This window comes from Caballeronia sp. LZ028 (assembly GCF_031451415.1).
Lineage (GTDB): Bacteria > Pseudomonadota > Gammaproteobacteria > Burkholderiales > Burkholderiaceae > Caballeronia > Caballeronia zhejiangensis.
In genome coordinates this window covers 1-16567 of record NZ_JARUXN010000014.1, presented here as the reverse complement: position 1 = coordinate 16567, position 16567 = coordinate 1, and the positions used below count along the sequence as shown (strand labels likewise).

The following is a 16567-nucleotide window of genomic DNA, read 5'->3' as shown; positions in this document are numbered from 1 at the left end:
TCAGTCATGCACTTTGGGAAAACCGTGGCGCTCTGCGAGCAACGCGAGAATGCGGCGCGTATCGGTGACGAAGCGTTTCTCGCCGACGGTTTGCGCGTCGGACGGCGCGGGGTACGCATCGCCCAGCACCAGCACCGGCAGACTTTGATGCGCCTCGCTCAGTGCTTCGACCGCGGCCTTGCGGGGACGCTCGAAGGGCACGCGGCGGATATCGAGGCGCGCGTTGCGCGCCGGATCGCTTGCGAGCAGACCTTCGATCGGCGCACCGTCCGGGCAGATGAACACTTCGCCCGGGCGCTTCGGATCGGTGAAGCCCGGTTCCAGCAGAATGAGTAGATCGCGTTGGGTCATGGTCAGCGTCATGCGTGGTTGAGAGCCGCCACAGCGTAACCATCCCGCGCGGAGATTGGAACGAATTGGATCTGCTAACCAAATCTGCGGCGCGCATGACGAAAGACGGATCGCGGGCGCCTTCCGGACCGACAGCTCATGCGGCTATCCGATGCTTCGTCGACGTTATCCGCGCTTCTTGCGCGCGCTGCGCTGATCGATCCACAGCCGCGCCCAGCGTGCCGCATAGGCGATCGCATGATCGCGCTCGAAGAAGTAATCGAGCGCATCGAAAGTGAAGCTTGCACCGTGCGCGTACCGGCGATGTTCGATCGTCAGGTTGGCCGCATACAAGCCGCTCGGCATGGCCTGAGCGGAGGGTGCAACCTCATAACCTTTGTATTGCATGGAGCGAGTCCTCGCGGCAAATTCAGGCAACATTGCCCGAACCGCTTCATGCTAGGGGCCGACGAACGCATGGCCAACCAATCCTTTTACGTTTGCAAATCACCGGCCGCATCGATTCGTCATTACGTCATGCTATGCATGTCAAAGGCGTCCCGGTCGCGGGTCCGGAACGAATCCATCGCGATTCGGCATGCGGATGGCGGCAAGCGAATGGGCATCGAGGCGGGCGTCGTCGGGAACGATGCCGTTCTGATTCAGGATCCACGCGCTCACGGCATACACCTCGTCCGCGCTCAGCGATTGCGGCGCGTTATAGGGCATCGCGCGGCGAATGTAATCGAACAGTGTCGTCGCGTACGGCCAGTAGCTTCCGACCGTGCGCACCGGCTTCTCGCTCGCGAGCGTGCCACGCCCGCCGATCAGCCGGTCGCCCAGCACGCCCTCGCCTTTCGCGCCGTGACACGAGGCGCACTTGGCCGCGAAGATCCGCGCACCGGTCACCACGTCGCCGCTGCCCGCGGGCAGGCCGCGACCGTCAGGCGCGACATCGATGTTCCACGCGGCGATGTCCGCCGCGCTCACGGGCGTGCCGATCGTGCCGATCGTGCCGACAGCCGCGCGATGCGTTGCATCGTCCAACCCGGCCTGCGACGCGCGCCCGTCCCGCCACGGCCCCGAGCAGGCGGTAAGACACAGCGCCGTCAGACCCACGATCAGCGGGCGCACGGCGCGAAGTTGTCGAGTTGATTCCCTATGCATTTTTCACGCTGCCATCGGCGTCGACGCGCCATTGCTGAATGCCGTTGTAGTGGTAGTTCGAGTTCAGCCCGCGCGCGGCGACGAGCGCCTCGCGCGTCGGCTGGATGTATCCGGTCGAATCCGTTGCCCGCGAGAGGATCGTGGCCGGTTCACCGTTCCACACCCATCCCGCATGAAAGCGCGTGAGCGCGCGATCGCCGGGCGCGCCATCGAGCCGCGCCGCTTGCCATGAACGGCCACCATCGACGGATACTTCGACCTGACGGATCGCACCGCGTCCCGACCAGGCGAGCCCCACGATCGGGTAGTAACCGTGAGTCGTCAACTTGTGCCCGGGCGATGGCCGCGTGATGACCGATTTCGCATCCATCTCGAACACGAACTGGCGCGCGCGACCATCGGCCAGCAAGTTCGTGTATTTCGACGTTTCCTCTCGCGTTTCGAGCGGCGCGTCGACGAGCTTCAGCCTGCGCAGCCACTTCACGTTGGTGTTGCCTTCGAAGCCGGGGACCAGAAGCCGCAGCGGATAGCCGTTCTCCGGCCGCAGCCGCTCGCCGTTCTGCGCATACACGACGAACGCGCGATCCAGCACGCGATCGAGCGGCAGGCTGCGCGTCATCGCGGCTGCATCGGCGCCCTCCGCGAGAATCCAGCGCGGCGCGTGGCCGTCGTTCGCAGCGAGCCCGCCGGCCGCCTCGATCAACGTCGAAAGCCGCACGCCGGTCCACTCGCAGCACGACAGAAGCCCGTGCGTGAGCTGAACGGGCAGCCCGCTCGGCCCTTTCCATTCGCTCGCGGTGTTGCCCGAACATTCGAGAAAGTGCACGCGCGACTCGGAAGGCAGCCGCAGCAAATCGTCCATCGTGAAGAGCTTCGGCTCGCGCACGAGGCCATGAATCACGAGCCGGTGCTGGTCCGGGTCGATATCCGGCACACCGGCGTGATGGCGTTCGTAGACAAGCCCGTTCGGTGTGATCGCGCCGTGCAGATCGGCGAGCGGCGTCAGCGACGAAGCCGCGCCCGGCACCGGCCACGCACGCGCCGCGCGACGCACGACCTCGGATTCGCGCGGGGATGGCAGGCCATAGGGATGATCGAGAATCGGCGCGCCAGGCATGCGCGTCCACGGCTCGACGCTGAGCGGCTGCAAGAGTCCGGACGCCGCATTCGCGTGAGGCGCCACGGCTGCCGACAGCGCGAGGCCGCCCAGCATCCGGCGTCGCGGCGACGCGGGAGCGTGTTGCTCCGGCTTCGCGGGATCGCCCGGCCGTGTGGCGGAAAACGATGAGAAACGCGGGATTTTCGGCATGCTCGATGAGTCGGGCAGAGAAGACAGGCAGTCGGGCGCCCGATTATAGGTCGCGGTTTCGGGATGCCCAATCGCGATTGCGACTATGCAAATGACAAGGGTTGCTTAAGCGCCATCGTCTAACGCGTTCCTGCGAATGCGATGACATCATGAGTCGCTCACGCCGACGACGGCGCGCAGGATCACCGGCTGCCCGCCGCGCAACGACACGGCGCCGAACACCGAGCGCGCGTGCACGCCGGCATCGCCCAGAACCTCGACCAGCAGATCCGATGCGCCGTCGAGCACCTTCGCGTGGTCTTCGAAGGCGGCGTCGGCGTTCACGAAGCCCTGCACGTCGAGCACCTGCTTCACGCGTTCGAGCGAGCCGAGTTCATCGCGCAGCACGAGCAGCAGTTCCACTGCCGCCTCGCGTGCGAACGAAACGCCGTCTTCGAGCGTGAGCGTGTCACCCAGCCTGCCTTTGGACGGCTTACCGTCGATGGCGGCGCCCGCCGACTTGCCCGACACGAACACGAGATCGCCCCAGCGCGTGGCATTGCGATAGTTAGCCTTCGGGTTGCTCGAAGTGCGTTCGGGGTCGATCAGACGGTCGAGTCTTTCGTCGGCGCTCATGGTGCTCCTGTCGGTATGAATGCGTGACATCACGCGCAGCCGCTCATGTTATGCAGCAACGGCCGGCGCGCTAACCAACGAAGCCTCATATCGATATGACCGGCCTCGCGCGGCGCGAAGCGTTCGTTGCGCGCCTGCTCGCGATTTCTGCATCGCTTCTCCGATGTAATCCGGAATCCAAATCAGACGCTCCGACCATTACAAACGAAAAATCCTTTGTTGGACTTCGGTAAGCACGACCGTAGTATCCGGCTTCCTCGAACTCATGGTTAATACCTAAGGAAGCGAATGAAACGAGTCGCACTCGCCGGCGCCGCTGGCTTACTGGCCGCCCTTCCGGGCATCGTTCAGGCACAGAGTTCCGTCACCTTGTACGGGATCACCGACGCCGGCCTCGCCTATACGAACAATCAGCGTGGCGCATCCAACGTGCAGGCGACGAGCGGCAAGCTCAACGGCAGCCGCTGGGGCCTCAAAGGCGTCGAAGATCTGGGCGGCGGCTACAAGGCGCTGTTCACGCTCGAGAGCGGCTATCGCGTCAACGACGGCACACTCGCTCAAGGCGGACGCGAATTCGGGCGGCAAGCTTATGTGGGCGTGGCGAAGACGGGCATCGGCACGCTGACGCTCGGGCGTCAGTACGATCCGAACACGGATCTCGTCGCGCTCTTCGCGGGGCCGGGATTCTGGTCGCCCGCCACGCACGTCGGCGATAACGACAATCTGAATCAGACCTTCCGCATCAACAATGCCGTGAAGTTCAAGAGCGATACCTTCGCGGGCGTGACTGTCGATGCGCTCTACGGGTTCAGCAATCAGGCGAGCAACGGCGCGGGCGCGGGCTTCGGCAACAACCGCGCTTGGGGCGTATCGGCGAGCTACGCCAGCGGGCCGTTGCAACTCGGCGCGGGCTATTTGCTGCTCGATCATCCGAATGTCGCGTCGAACACGAGCGGCGCGGTCGGCGGTGCATCGACCACGTCCGGCGACGACTACAGCGGCGCCTTCTTCTATGGCCTGAACGGCGGCGTCGCGCGGCAGCAAGTGGCGGTCGCGGGCGGCAACTACGCGATCGGATCGGTCGCGACAGTCGGCTTCGCATGGAGCCACACGCAGCTCGACTACAACGATGGCTCGTCGCGCAAGTTCAACAACTACGATGTGAACGGCCGCTACAACATTACGCCGGCGACGACGCTGATCGGCGTGTACACCTTCACCGATGGCCGCGCCAACAGTCTGCCCGGCACCGGCGGCGCGACACTCAAGCCGCGCTGGCATCAGTTCACGCTCGGCGTCGACTATGTATTGTCGAAGCGCACGGACCTCTATCTCTCCGGCGTCTATCAGCTCGCGGCGGGCGATGCCTCGACGCGCGTCGGCAACGGCTATCAGAAGATCGCGGCTATCGCCGACGCGGGCACGCCGTCGTCGACGAACCGGCAAGTGGCGGCGTTCGGCGGCGTGCGCGTGCGCTTCTGAGCTGCGAAGAACCGCATCGAACCGGTGAAAATCCCGCGGCGAAAGCGCGGAACGACACCCTCGATACGCTGCGCTCACACCGTTTCCCTACGCGCTTGCACGAATCGGGCGCATCCGGAAGGCACGCTCGAAGCCTCGTGCTTCGAGCGTCGCCGAGCGCATTCGCACGACGCGCAATCGCGGTTCTTTCAAATCTCTGAAGGCGACAAGCAAAGCAGAAATCGATCTTTGGCGGCCTTGAGCCGGTTGCTAAGATCGCCGCTCGCTTTCAACGGACCGCCATAACGACAATGACCTTGCACCGCTCGATCGCTACCCGCCGCGCCGCCGTTGCGCTCGCCGTCGCCAGCCTCTTCGCGCTGGCATCGTGCGGCTCTTCCAGCGACAGCTCGCCGACGACCGCGCCGGTCGCCGCCGCCAAACGGCCGAACATCCTGTACATCATGGCCGACGATCTCGGCTACTCGGATATCCACGCGTTCGGCGGCGAAATCAACACGCCGAATCTCGATGCGCTCGTCGCATCGGGCCGCATCCTCACGAACCATCACACCGGCACGGTCTGCGCGATCACGCGCGCCATGCTGATCTCAGGCACCGACCACCATCTCGTCGGCGAAGGCACGATGGGCACGCCGACCGACGAACGCAAGGGCCTGCCGGGATACGAAGGCTATCTGAACGACCGGGCGCTCTCGGTCGCGCAGTTGCTGAAGGATGGCGGTTATCACACGTACATGGCGGGCAAGTGGCACATCGGCTCGGGAATCGTAGGCAGCACCACGGGCGGCGGGCAAACGCCGGATCAGTGGGGCTTCGAGCATAGCTATGCGCTGCTCGGCGGCGCCGCGACGAATCACTTCGCGCACGAACCCGCAGGCTCGAAAAACTACACGGAAGACGGTCAATACGTTCAGCCGGGACAGCCCGGCCAGCCAGGCGGCGCAGGCGGCAGTCCGAGCGTCTTCTATTCGACCGACTTCTATACGCAGCGCTTGATCTCCTACATCGATTCGAACAAGGGCGACGGCAAGCCCTTCTTCGCCTACGCAGCCTACACGTCGCCGCACTGGCCTTTGCAGGTGCCCGAGCCTTACTTGCACAACTATGCGGGCAAGTACGACGCAGGTTACGACGTCATCCGCAATGCGCGGATCGCGCGGCAGAAGGCGCTCGGCATCATTCCCGCCGATTTCAATCCGTATCAGGGCGCGCCGGAAACGCTGACCTCGTCGCCCGCCACGGCGAACAATGGCAGCGCTGACGCGAAATACATCAGCGCCGTGCACAACGCCGCGCAAGGCTACAGCGACTATGGTCCCGGCACGGTCAACAAGTCGTGGAACAGCCTGTCCGCCGCCGAGAAGAAGGCGCAAGCGCGCTACATGGAAATCTATGCCGGCATGGTCGAGAATCTCGATCACAACATCGGCCTGCTGATCCAGCATCTGAAAGACATCGGCGAATACGACAACACGTTCATCCTGTTTCAGTCCGATAACGGCGCGGAAGGCTGGCCGATCGACTCGGGCGCGGATCCGACCGCGACCGATACCGCGAACGCATCCGATGCGGTCTATTCGACGCTCGGCACCGACAACGGTCAGCAGAACGCGCGGCGTCTGCAATACGGCCTGCGCTGGGCCGAAGTCAGCGCGACGCCGTTCCGCCTCACCAAGGGCTACGCGGGCGAAGGTGGCGTATCGACACCGCTCATCGCACATTTGCCCGGACAGACGGCGCAGTTGCCCACCTTGCGCGCCTTCACGCACGTCACCGACAACACCGCGACCTTCCTCGCCGTCGCACAGATCACGCCGCCGACGCAGCCCGCGCCGGCTTCGATCAATACGCTCACGGGCGTCGATTCGAACAAGGGCAAGGTGGTCTATAACAACCGCTACGTCTATCCGGTCACCGGACAGTCGCTGCTCCCGATTCTCAAGGGCGACGGCACCGCGGAAGTGCACACCGCCGCGTTCGGTGACGAAGCCTATGGACGCGGCTATCTGCGCAGCTCCGATGGCCGCTGGAAGGCGCTTTGGACCGAGCCGCCGACCGGTCCCGTCGACGGTCACTGGCAGCTCTTCGACCTGCAGGCCGATCGCGGCGAGAACAACGACGTATCGGCGCAGAATCCGTCCGTCATCGACAGTCTCGTGCAGCAGTGGAACAGCTACATGAGCACGGTGGGCGGCGTCGAACCGCTGCGGCCGCGCGGCTACTACTGAGCGCGCGATGAGTCGTAGATGGACATCCCTTGCAGGCGCCGGCGCCGTGACGCTCGCGTTGTTCGGCGCGGGCTTCGGCGGGGCGCTCGCCGTGAACGCGGAGCACGGCTTCGATCCGCGCAATCTCGCGCGCACGCTGGCGCCGCTCGGCTCCGAGCAGCAATGCGAACGCTATTCGGGCATTCCCGCCAAGTGGCGCGACGATCCGCGCGCGGGCATGGTGCACCTGCGCGGCGGCGAATTCGTCTTCGGCAGCACACAGGGTTATGAGGACGAGCGCCCGGTGGGCGATGGCAAGACGAAGGTCGGAGCCTTCTGGATCGACCAGACCGATGTAACCAACGCGCAGTTCGCCGCTTTCGTCGACGCGACGGGCTATGTGACCGAAGCCGAGCGTCAGGGCGGCGCTGTCGTGTTCCATGTCCCGACGCGCGAAGAAATGAACGCACGCGATCTCGCGTGGTGGTCGTGGGTGAAAGGTGCGTCGTGGAAGCATCCCACGGGATCGTCGAGCACATGGAAAGGGCACGAAAATCGTCCGGTGACGATGGTGACGCTCGCCGACGCCCTCGCCTACGCGCACTGGCTCGGCCGCGATCTGCCGACCGAGGCCGAGTGGGAATACGCGGGCAAGGCCGGGCGGGAAGGCGCGCAGCTCGACGCCGCTCCGCGCGATGCGCGCGGCAAGCCATCGGCGAATTACTGGCAAGGCGTGTTTCCCGTGCTCGACTCCGCCGAAGACGGCCATGCGGGTTTGGCGCCGGTCGGTTGCTATGCGGCGAACGATTTCAGGCTGTACGACATGATCGGCAACGCATGGGAATGGACGAAGGATCCTTACACCGGTCCGCGTCAGCCGCATTCGAACGGCGACACGGCGGCGGTGATCCCAGCGCGCAAGCACGACACGGCCATGGTCATCAAGGGCGGCTCGTTCCTGTGCGCGCAGGATTATTGCGTGCGCTACCGGGCGTCGTCGCGCGAGCAGCAGGAAGCGGATTTGCCCGCGTCGCATATCGGCTTTCGCACCGTGCTGAGGGACGGCTGATGCGCGCGCGATTCGTTTTCGCGCGGGCGGTTCTGGCAGCCTCTTTCGTGACGACGGCGCATGCCGCGGAGCAGACGGTTCGCATCGGCGTGATGCCGGGCGAGGAAGCGACGATCGTCGCGCATGTGCGTGAAGTCGCCGCGAAGCAGGGCTTGCCGCTCGCCGTCGTGGCTTTCGACGATGCCGCGCGCATCGACGCCGCGCTCGCAAACGGTACGATCGATGCCGCCAGTTTCGAGGACGAAGCCAGCCTCGCCGCCCGCAGCGCGCGCAACGGCTACGCGATCGAAAGCGTCGCCGCGACCGTGACCTTGCCGATGGCGCTCTACTCGCGCAAGCTCGCATCGATCGCCTACTTGCCGCGCGGCGCGACCGTCGCCGTTCCGGCCGATGCCGCCGGCACCGCGCACGCATTGATCCTCCTGCAGAACTATGCGCTCATCACGCTGAAGGACGGCGCGGGCCTTCATCCGACGCTCGGGGATATCGCCGGCAATCGCTTCGGTCTGAAGATCCGCCGGGTGGAACGCGCGAAGCTCTACGAAGCGCTCGACACGGCGAGCTTCGTCGCGATGAACGCCGACGACGCCGCGCGCAACAAGCTGAAGCCGGGCCGCGACAGCATCGGCATCGAAGATGCGCGCTCGCCTTATCAGCATGTTCTCGCCGTGCGTACGCGCGACGCGAAGGCCGCCTGGGTCGGGCGACTCGTTCGTGTCTTTCATTCCGACGACGTCGCGCATTTCATCCTCACGCAGTATCAGGATTCCGTGCGCCGGCCTTGGTGAATAGCTACTCGTTCGACTGCACCGCGTGCGGCAAATGCTGCAACAGTCCGCCGGCGATGTCGCTACGCGAACTGTTCGAACACCGCGACGTATTCGTCGGCTGCATCGCGCTCGGACGCATGCCGCGAGGCGCGGACACGCCACTGCACGCGTTTCCCGTCGATGAGGCCAGTGCCATCACCATCACGACGCTTGCGCTCGATTACCCGTCGCTCGGCCGCTGTTCCGCGCTCGCGCATGACGGGTTGTGCGGCCTTCATGCAAAGGGCAAGCCGGATCAGTGCATCGCGGTGCCGCTCGACCCGCTCGTGCCCGATCACCTGCAAAATGCGGTGCTTGCGCAGCGCTCGCGTGGCGCGGGATGGATCGGCGCGCAATGCATCCGCCCGGGCGAGCATCCGGGTGCGTTGCTCCTCAAGGCTGGCGAGATCGTGGATGAAGAGGCCAAGGCGGCCGTGCAACGCAGACGGCACGCGCTAGGCATCGAGCGCGAGCTATGGGCCGCGCCGTTGTTCGATGTCCTGAGACGCGACTTCGCCGATCCGCGCCGCGCGCTCGCGATGCTTCCTTCCGACGGTTATCGCACCATTGCGAGCGTGCCGGCGCTCATGGGTATCGGCACGTTATCGACGGCGCTCGCGCGCGCGTGCATCGCCTATATCGATGCGCAGACGGCGCTGATACACCGGAATGTCGCGCAGGCCGTGCAACGCCGCCGCCTCGACGACCGGCCGACGACGCAGACACTGCGCGGTTTCTCCGATGCACTTCAACATGCACGCGCGCATCTCCGCGCGCTGCCCGAACGCACCGCAGCCTCGCCGCTCGAGAAAGACGCCGAGGCGTGGTTTCTCTTCTGAGGCTCGGCGAATGCGCCGTTCGTGCCGACGGGCAGCATACGAATCCGCCTTTTTGCTACGCAGCAATCGGACCGTCCAACGTGCGTCTAAAGAAATTGAGTCAATGCTCTATTTCAACGTATCTCATGCCGATCGCCCCCAGCCCGCAGCCGATTTCCGGATCTCATCCTGTCGTAAGGTTTACCCCGATTTAAACGCAAACCAACAAAAGGGACATTCTGGCTGCTGCATGTAATCGAAGCGCAACCCAATTGACGTCATTCTGAAGCGCCAGCTCTGCGGCTGGCGTCGTGCATGCCGAGAGGAGAGCGATTTGGTCCTTGAACTGGAGCGGGTCAGTGTCGTTTCTGGCGGGCAGCCGTATCTGTACGGCGTGGATTTGCGCCTTGTCCCAGGCGCCATCAACGTGCTTCTCGGACCCACGCAGGCCGGCAAAACCACGCTGATGCGCGTGATGGCGGGTCTCGACAGGCCGAACGACGGCCGGGTGCTCGTCGACGGCCAGAACGTGACAGGCGTCAGCGTGCGCCAGCGCAATCTCGCGATGGTCTATCAGCAGTTCATCAACTACCCCGCGATGACGGTGTTCGAGAACATCGCCTCGCCTTTGCGTCTGCAAAAAACCGACCCTGCCGAAATCCGCCGGCGCGTGCACGAAGTCGCGGCCCGACTGCATATCGACCATTTGCTGGAGCGGCGGCCAGGCGAACTGTCGGGCGGACAGCAGCAGCGCTGCGCGCTCGCGCGTGCACTCGTGAAGCGCACGTCGCTGGTGCTGCTCGACGAACCGCTCGTCAATCTCGATTACAAGCTGCGCGAGGAATTGCGCCTCGAACTGGCCACGCTTTTCGCCGACGGCAAGACGACGGTCGTCTACGCGACCACCGAACCGCTCGAAGCGCTGCTGCTGGGCGGCCATACGGCAATCGTCGATAAAGGCCGGGTTCTGCAGTTCGGTCCCACGCTCGATGTCTATAACGCACCGGTCAACGTCGCGGCCGCAGCCGTCTTCAACGACCCGCCGATGAACATGCTGACGAGCGACTGCGGCAACGGCCGCGCGCGTCTGCCGATCGGCGTCGAGGTTCCGGTCCGGCACGGTCTCGCCGCGAACGGCGCATGCCGCATCGGCATCCGGCCGGGGCACGTGCGTCTCGAGGCGAAGGCCGCTCATGCGATCGCCGTTGCGTGCCGGCTCGAACTCGCTGAACTGAGCGGCTCGGAAACATACCTGCACTTGCGCACGCTGACCGGCGCGGTCGACCTGGTTGCGCAATTGCAGGGCGTGCATCAGATCGAGCTCGGCACGCAGCTCGATGTTTTCATCGACCCTGACGAACTGTTCGTGTTCGGCGCGGATACCCAACTGGTGTCCAGCCCGGAGGCAGCTCATGGCGTGCATTGAGTTCCAGAATCTCGGGCACGCGTACGGACCGGCCCCCGCGACGCTCGACGACTACGCGCTTCAACCCATGAGCATGGTCTGGGATGACGGCGGCGCTTACGCGTTGCTCGGGCCATCGGGTTGCGGCAAGACCACGCTGCTGAATATCGTGTCGGGGCTCGTCAAGCCGTCGGAGGGCAAGGTGCTGTTCGACGGACGCGACGTGACTGCGCTCGGCGCACGCGAGCGCAACATCGCGCAAGTGTTCCAGTTCCCCGTGGTCTACGACACGATGACCGTGTTCGACAACCTCGCGTTTCCGCTGCGCAATCGGATGATGTCGACCGCCGAGGTCACGAAGCGCGTGCACGAAGTCGCGGAAATCCTCGATATGACGCGCGACCTGCCGCTCAAGGCGAGCAATCTGGCCGCCGACGCCAAGCAGAAAATATCGCTCGGGCGCGGCCTCGTGCGCAAGGACGTGGCGGCGATTCTCTTCGACGAACCGCTCACCGTGATCGATCCCGCGATGAAGTGGATGCTGCGCCGGCAGTTGAAGAAGATCCATCAGCAACTCAAGCTCACGCTTATCTACGTGACGCACGATCAGGTAGAAGCGCTGACTTTCGCGGATGAAGTCGTGGTCATGACGAATGGCCGCGTCGTTCAGAAAGGCGGAGCCGATGCGCTTTTTCTGCGGCCGGATCACGCTTTTGTCGGCTACTTCATCGGCAGTCCGGGCATGAATCTCTGTCCGATCGAGCTCGACGCAGACGGCGCAAGAATCGGCTCGCAGCGCCTGCCGCTCGACGCGGGCACGCTCGCGACGCTACGGGCCGCGCATCAGCAGACAAACGGCGCGCTCAAGCTGGGGATTCGCCCGGAATTCGTACGGCTTTCGCATGAAGGCAGAGCGGGTGCGCTCAACGCGCGGGTGCTTCGCGCACAGCAACTCGGCAACTATCAACTGGTGACCGCGCAATGCGACGGCCATGTGTTCAATGCGAGGCTCGAACCGCATGTACGGATTGTCGACGGACCTGCCTGGCTGCATCTGGTTGCGCCTGAGACCGTATTCTTCTGCAACGACGAACGAATCGAAACACGCATCTCCGAAGAGGCCGCGCGATGAAGCCCGTCAATCAGAAAGCGTGGTTGCTGGTCGTTCCGGTGTTCATCTGCGTCGCGTTCTCCGCGATCCTGCCGCTGATGACCGTGGTCAACTATTCGGTGCAGGACATCATCGGCCCGACGCAGCATGTGTTCGTCGGTACGGAGTGGTTTCGCAACACCATGACCGATCCGGATTTGCGCCAGGCACTCGGCAGACAGGTCATTTTCTCTGCGTGCGTTCTGCTGTTCGAGATTCCATTGGGCGTGGGCCTCGCACTGTCGATGCCGGCTTCGGGATGGCGCGCATCGGCGACGCTCGTCGTGCTCGCCATGCCGTTGCTGATTCCATGGAACGTGGTGGGCACGATCTGGCAAATCTTCGGGCGCCCGGATATCGGACTGCTCGGCTACTGGCTCAATAGTCTCGGCTTCGACTACAACTACACGGCGAGTCCCACCGCCGCATGGCTCACGGTGCTGGTGATGGACATCTGGCACTGGACGCCGCTCGTCGCGCTGCTGTGCTATGCGGGCTTGCGCGCGATTCCGGACGCCTTCTATCAGGCCGCGGAGATAGATGGCGCGAGCCGCTTTGCGGTATTCCGCTACATCGAGTTGCCGAAGATGCGCGGCGTGCTGATGATCGCCGTGCTGCTGCGCTTCATGGACAGCTTCATGATCTACACGGAGCCGTTCGTACTGACAGGCGGCGGACCCGGCGATTCCACGACCTTCCTCAGTCAGTACCTGACGCAAAAAGCGGTCGGCCAGTTCGACCTCGGCCCGGCCGCGGCTTTTTCGCTGATCTATTTCCTGATCATTCTGCTGTTGTGCTTCATTCTCTATAACTGGATGAATCGCGTCGGCAGAGGCGGCCCCGCTGCGCAAGGAGACGACCATGCAGGATAAGCGCCGCTGGATGCGGACGTTGGTGCTCGTCGTCTATATGCTGTTCGCGCTGATTCCGCTTTACTGGATGTTGTCGATCTCCCTGCGCACGAACGAGGAGACCATGTCGACGTTCGCCACGCTGCCGCAGCACGTGACGTTCGACAACTACAAGGTGATCTTCACCGATCCCTCGTGGTACTGGGGCTACATCAATTCGATCATCTACGTGCTGATGAACACGGTGATGTCCGTGCTGGTCGCGCTGCCTGCCGCGTATGCGTTCTCGCGTTATCGCTTTCTCGGCGACAAGCACATGTTCTTCTGGCTGCTCACCAACCGCATGACGCCGCCCGCCGTGTTCCTGCTGCCGTTTTTCCAGCTCTATTCGAGCATCGGCCTGACCGACACGTACATTGCCGTCGCACTCGCGCACATGCTGTTCAACGTGCCGCTTGCCGTATGGATTCTCGAAGGCTTCATGTCGGGCGTCTCGCGCGAGATCGACGAAACCGCGTATATCGACGGTTATACGTTTCCCGCCTTCTTCGTGAAGATCTTTCTGCCGCTCATCAAGTCGGGCGTCGGTGTCACGGCTTTCTTCTGCTTCATGTTCAGCTGGGTCGAACTGCTGCTCGCGCGCACGCTGACTTCGGTCAACGCGAAACCTATCGCTGCCGTGATGACGCGCACCGTGTCGGCGGCCGGCATGGATTGGGGCGTGCTGTCGGCTGCGGGCGTGCTGACGATCGTTCCCGGCGCGCTCGTGATCTACTTCGTGCGCAACTACATCGCGAAGGGCTTCGCGATGGGGAGAGTGTGATGTTCACGTGGATGTACTGGACGCCCGAGGTGGCGATTTTTTTCGGCTGCATCGTCGTGATGCTGGGCGGCATGACGGTATGGGAACTGTGCTCGCCGACTCATGAACGCAAGGGTTTTCTGCCTATCGCGACGACTCGCGGCGATCGCCTTTTCATCGGCCTGTTGACTGCCGCTTATGTGAATCTCGCGTGGCTTGCGATCAGCGCGGAGGGCTCGAGTTCGTGGCCGGGCTTCATAGCCTCGGTGCTGGTGCTGCTCGCGATCATGTGGAAAGGCTAGCAAGCCGACGCATGCAGCGATGACTGACAACTGCCGGTTCCGCTGATGCCCCCAGCGGGCGCCGACAAGATCGAAGGGGCACGGAAGACACAGGAGAAGACCATGCATCAGAGGAGACGGATCGTCGCGCTGGCAGTGGCAAGTATCGTGTCGGGTGCCTTCGCGAACCAGGCTCTGGCGGGAACGCCCGAGGCGCAGAAATGGGTGGACAGCGAGTTTCAACCCAGCACGCTGTCGAAACAGCAGCAGATGGACGAGATGAAATGGTTCATCGATACCGCGGCGAAACTCAAGTCGCAGGGCGTCAAAGAGATTCATGTCGTGTCGGAAACCATCGACACGCACACCTACGAATCGAAAACGCTAGCGAAAGCGTTCAGCGAAATCACCGGCATTCAGGTGAAGCACGACATCATTCAGGAAGGGGACGTCGTCGAGAAATTGCAGACCTCGATGCAATCCGGCCAAAGCATTTACGACGGCTGGATTTCGGACTCGGACCTGATCGGCACGCACTATCGCTATGGCGTGATCGTTCCGCTATCCGATTACATGGCGGGCGAAGGCAAGGAATACACGAACCCTGGTCTTGACCTGAAAGATTTCATCGGCACGAGCTTTACGACCGCGCCGGACAAGAAGCTCTATCAGCTTCCCGACCAGCAGTTCGCGAACCTTTACTGGTTCCGCGCGGACTGGTTCGCACGCAAGGACTTGCAGGACAAGTTCAAGGCGAAATATGGCTACGAACTCGGCGTGCCGGTCAACTGGTCCGCGTATGAAGACATCGCCGAGTTCTTTACGAACGACGTGAAAACCATCGACGGAGAAAAGGTCTACGGCCATATGGATTACGGCAAGAAAGACCCGTCGCTCGGCTGGCGCTTCACGGACGCGTGGCTTTCCATGGCGGGCGAAGCCGACAAGGGCATTCCGAACGGCATGCCCGTCGACGAATGGGGCATCCGCGTGACGCCTGATGGCTGTCATCCGGTAGGCGCGTCGGTATCGCGCGGCGGCGGCACTAATAGCCCGGCAGCGGTCTACGCGACGACCAAATACATCGACTGGCTCAAGAAATATGCGCCACCGGAAGCGTCGGGCATGACCTTCAGCGAAGCGGGCCCGGTGCCCGCGCAGGGACGCATCGCGCAACAGGTGTTCTGGTACACCGCGTTCACGGCGTCGATGCTCAAGCCGGGCAACGTCACGAATGCGGATGGCACGCCGAAGTGGCGCATGGCGCCCTCCCCGCACGGCGCCTACTGGAAGGAGGGCATGCAAAACGGGTATCAGGACGTCGGCTCGTGGACCTTCTTCAAGTCGACGCCGCCGAATCAGCGCGCTGCCGCGTGGCTATACGCGCAGTTCGTGACGTCGAAGAGCGTGTCGCTCAAGAAGTCGATTGTCGGCCTCACGTTCATTCGCGACTCCGACATTCATAGCGACTACTTCACGAAGAACGCGGATAAATACGGCGGCTTGATCGAGTTCTATCGCAGCCCGGCGCGCGTCGCGTGGACGCCGACCGGCAACAACGTGCCCGACTATCCGAAGATGGCGCAACTCTGGTGGAAGAACGTCGGCACTGCTGTCGCCGGTGAGAAGACGCCGCAGGCTGCGATGGATAACCTGGCGAAGGAAATGGACCAGGTGTTGTCCCGTTTGCAGCGGGCGGGGATGAAGGTTTGCGCGCCGGAGCTGAATGCGCAGAGCGATCCGTCGAAGTGGCTGTCCGACCAGCACGCGCCGTGGAAGGCGCTTGCCAATGAGAAGCCGAAGGGGGAAACGGTGAAGTATGAGCAACTGCTGTCGGCGTGGAAGGCGGGTAAGGTGCGGTAGGGGTTTTGGTTTTTGGATTGGCGGCACTTGGTTGTGCCGCCTTTTTTGTGGGTTGCTGGACGGGCGCGGTGGGGCTGGAAGCGGCAGCGACGATTCGATGCGGATGCAATCTCTGACGGCCCTTGATGACCATCAGCCGAAATTCGCGGATTACCGCCTCGTTCTTCTGCTACGACCGTGGTCCGAAGGGCTGAAGCCGACCCCTTTCCGCCATTGAGACGGTTGTTCTATGACTGGCTGCTGATGGGCCGGGTACGGCCTATCGTGGAGACCTCGGGCGGGTCTTTCGCGCGCTCCTGACAAACGTTCGGGAGCGTCCGAACCTCTCCCAAGCACCTTCCCAGCGACGAGCGGCCATGTCGCCTTGATTGACGGCCTTGCGTCAGCCGCGTATACCGACTTCCGC

The 16567-nt window shown here is 63.4% G+C and carries 16 protein-coding genes; 11 read left to right on the top strand and 5 right to left on the bottom strand.

Annotated features, from left to right (window positions below; all coding sequences use genetic code 11):
* The 5 genes from QCE58_RS31665 to QCE58_RS31645 all read right to left on the bottom strand — a co-directional run bounded on the left by QCE58_RS31665 (nt 1) and on the right by QCE58_RS31645 (nt 3421).
* A complete protein-coding gene (locus tag QCE58_RS31665) occupies nt 1-351 on the bottom strand; it encodes a DUF3088 domain-containing protein (protein ID WP_033535827.1) in 351 nt (116 codons plus the stop codon).
* Nucleotides 352-516: 165 nt separating this feature from the next.
* Nucleotides 517-738 (bottom strand): hypothetical protein, encoded by a 222-nt coding sequence (locus QCE58_RS31660; RefSeq protein ID WP_033535802.1) that lies wholly within the window; start codon nt 736-738, stop codon nt 517-519.
* A 141-nt stretch (nt 739-879) separates the two neighbouring features.
* Nucleotides 880-1464 carry a cytochrome c gene (locus QCE58_RS31655; RefSeq protein ID WP_250437310.1) on the bottom strand — a complete coding sequence of 195 codons (585 nt, stop codon included), beginning with the start codon at nt 1462-1464 and terminating at the stop codon, nt 880-882.
* Nucleotides 1465-1489: 25 nt separating this feature from the next.
* Complete coding sequence (gene soxC, locus QCE58_RS31650; RefSeq protein WP_250522322.1) at nt 1490-2710, bottom strand: sulfite dehydrogenase; 1221 nt, start codon at nt 2708-2710, stop codon at nt 1490-1492.
* A 243-nt stretch (nt 2711-2953) separates the two neighbouring features.
* The gene (locus QCE58_RS31645; RefSeq protein WP_250522301.1) at nt 2954-3421 is read right to left on the bottom strand and encodes a RidA family protein; all 468 of its coding nucleotides are present in this window, start codon (nt 3419-3421) and stop codon (nt 2954-2956) included.
* A gap of 288 nt (nt 3422-3709) precedes the next feature.
* On the opposite strand from QCE58_RS31645, the gene QCE58_RS31640 reads away from it, so the two are divergent.
* The 11 genes from QCE58_RS31640 to QCE58_RS31590 all read left to right on the top strand — a co-directional run bounded on the left by QCE58_RS31640 (nt 3710) and on the right by QCE58_RS31590 (nt 16161).
* Nucleotides 3710-4903, top strand: coding sequence for a porin (locus QCE58_RS31640; protein WP_250522302.1), 1194 nt, complete (start codon nt 3710-3712; stop codon nt 4901-4903).
* Nucleotides 4904-5193: 290 nt separating this feature from the next.
* Nucleotides 5194-7134 (top strand): arylsulfatase, encoded by a 1941-nt coding sequence (locus QCE58_RS31635; RefSeq protein ID WP_250482025.1) that lies wholly within the window; start codon nt 5194-5196, stop codon nt 7132-7134.
* Between the two features lie 7 nt (nt 7135-7141).
* Nucleotides 7142-8182, top strand: a complete 1041-nt coding sequence (locus QCE58_RS31630; RefSeq protein ID WP_250522303.1) for a formylglycine-generating enzyme family protein — start codon at nt 7142-7144, stop codon at nt 8180-8182.
* Entirely contained in the window at nt 8182-8970 is a 789-nt protein-coding gene (locus QCE58_RS31625; protein WP_250522304.1) for a MetQ/NlpA family ABC transporter substrate-binding protein, read from the top strand. Before QCE58_RS31630 ends, QCE58_RS31625 begins: the two co-directional genes overlap by 1 nt.
* Entirely contained in the window at nt 8967-9830 is an 864-nt protein-coding gene (locus tag QCE58_RS31620) for a hypothetical protein (RefSeq protein ID WP_309780888.1), read from the top strand. The genes QCE58_RS31625 and QCE58_RS31620 overlap by 4 nt, the downstream gene beginning before the upstream one ends.
* Nucleotides 9831-10143: 313 nt before the next feature.
* Nucleotides 10144-11235, top strand: coding sequence for an ABC transporter ATP-binding protein (locus QCE58_RS31615; RefSeq protein WP_250437321.1), 1092 nt, complete (start codon nt 10144-10146; stop codon nt 11233-11235).
* Entirely contained in the window at nt 11222-12346 is a 1125-nt protein-coding gene (locus QCE58_RS31610) for an ABC transporter ATP-binding protein (RefSeq protein WP_250522306.1), read from the top strand. Before QCE58_RS31615 ends, QCE58_RS31610 begins: the two co-directional genes overlap by 14 nt.
* Nucleotides 12343-13236 (top strand): carbohydrate ABC transporter permease, encoded by an 894-nt coding sequence (locus QCE58_RS31605; protein ID WP_008346800.1) that lies wholly within the window; start codon nt 12343-12345, stop codon nt 13234-13236. The genes QCE58_RS31610 and QCE58_RS31605 overlap by 4 nt, the downstream gene beginning before the upstream one ends.
* Nucleotides 13226-14038 (top strand): carbohydrate ABC transporter permease, encoded by an 813-nt coding sequence (locus QCE58_RS31600; RefSeq protein ID WP_008346802.1) that lies wholly within the window; start codon nt 13226-13228, stop codon nt 14036-14038. Before QCE58_RS31605 ends, QCE58_RS31600 begins: the two co-directional genes overlap by 11 nt.
* Entirely contained in the window at nt 14038-14319 is a 282-nt protein-coding gene (locus QCE58_RS31595; protein ID WP_008346804.1) for a DUF2160 domain-containing protein, read from the top strand. Before QCE58_RS31600 ends, QCE58_RS31595 begins: the two co-directional genes overlap by 1 nt.
* Before the next feature lie 102 nt (nt 14320-14421).
* The gene (locus tag QCE58_RS31590; RefSeq protein ID WP_008346806.1) at nt 14422-16161 is read left to right on the top strand and encodes an ABC transporter substrate-binding protein; all 1740 of its coding nucleotides are present in this window, start codon (nt 14422-14424) and stop codon (nt 16159-16161) included.
* Nucleotides 16162-16567 lie beyond the last annotated feature (406 nt).

Coding starts and splice junctions, on each gene's coding strand:
- QCE58_RS31665 (WP_033535827.1), bottom strand. CDS start 351: ATGACCCAACGCGATCTACTCATTCTGCTGGAACCGGGCTTCACCGAT.
- QCE58_RS31600 (WP_008346802.1), top strand. CDS start 13,226: ATGCAGGATAAGCGCCGCTGGATGCGGACGTTGGTGCTCGTCGTCTAT.
- QCE58_RS31645 (WP_250522301.1), bottom strand. CDS start 3,421: ATGAGCGCCGACGAAAGACTCGACCGTCTGATCGACCCCGAACGCACT.
- QCE58_RS31635 (WP_250482025.1), top strand. CDS start 5,194: ATGACCTTGCACCGCTCGATCGCTACCCGCCGCGCCGCCGTTGCGCTC.
- QCE58_RS31590 (WP_008346806.1), top strand. CDS start 14,422: ATGCATCAGAGGAGACGGATCGTCGCGCTGGCAGTGGCAAGTATCGTG.
- soxC (WP_250522322.1), bottom strand. CDS start 2,710: ATGCTGGGCGGCCTCGCGCTGTCGGCAGCCGTGGCGCCTCACGCGAAT.
- QCE58_RS31605 (WP_008346800.1), top strand. CDS start 12,343: ATGAAGCCCGTCAATCAGAAAGCGTGGTTGCTGGTCGTTCCGGTGTTC.
- QCE58_RS31640 (WP_250522302.1), top strand. CDS start 3,710: ATGAAACGAGTCGCACTCGCCGGCGCCGCTGGCTTACTGGCCGCCCTT.
- QCE58_RS31660 (WP_033535802.1), bottom strand. CDS start 738: ATGCAATACAAAGGTTATGAGGTTGCACCCTCCGCTCAGGCCATGCCG.
- QCE58_RS31625 (WP_250522304.1), top strand. CDS start 8,182: ATGCGCGCGCGATTCGTTTTCGCGCGGGCGGTTCTGGCAGCCTCTTTC.
- QCE58_RS31610 (WP_250522306.1), top strand. CDS start 11,222: ATGGCGTGCATTGAGTTCCAGAATCTCGGGCACGCGTACGGACCGGCC.
- QCE58_RS31630 (WP_250522303.1), top strand. CDS start 7,142: ATGAGTCGTAGATGGACATCCCTTGCAGGCGCCGGCGCCGTGACGCTC.
- QCE58_RS31595 (WP_008346804.1), top strand. CDS start 14,038: ATGTTCACGTGGATGTACTGGACGCCCGAGGTGGCGATTTTTTTCGGC.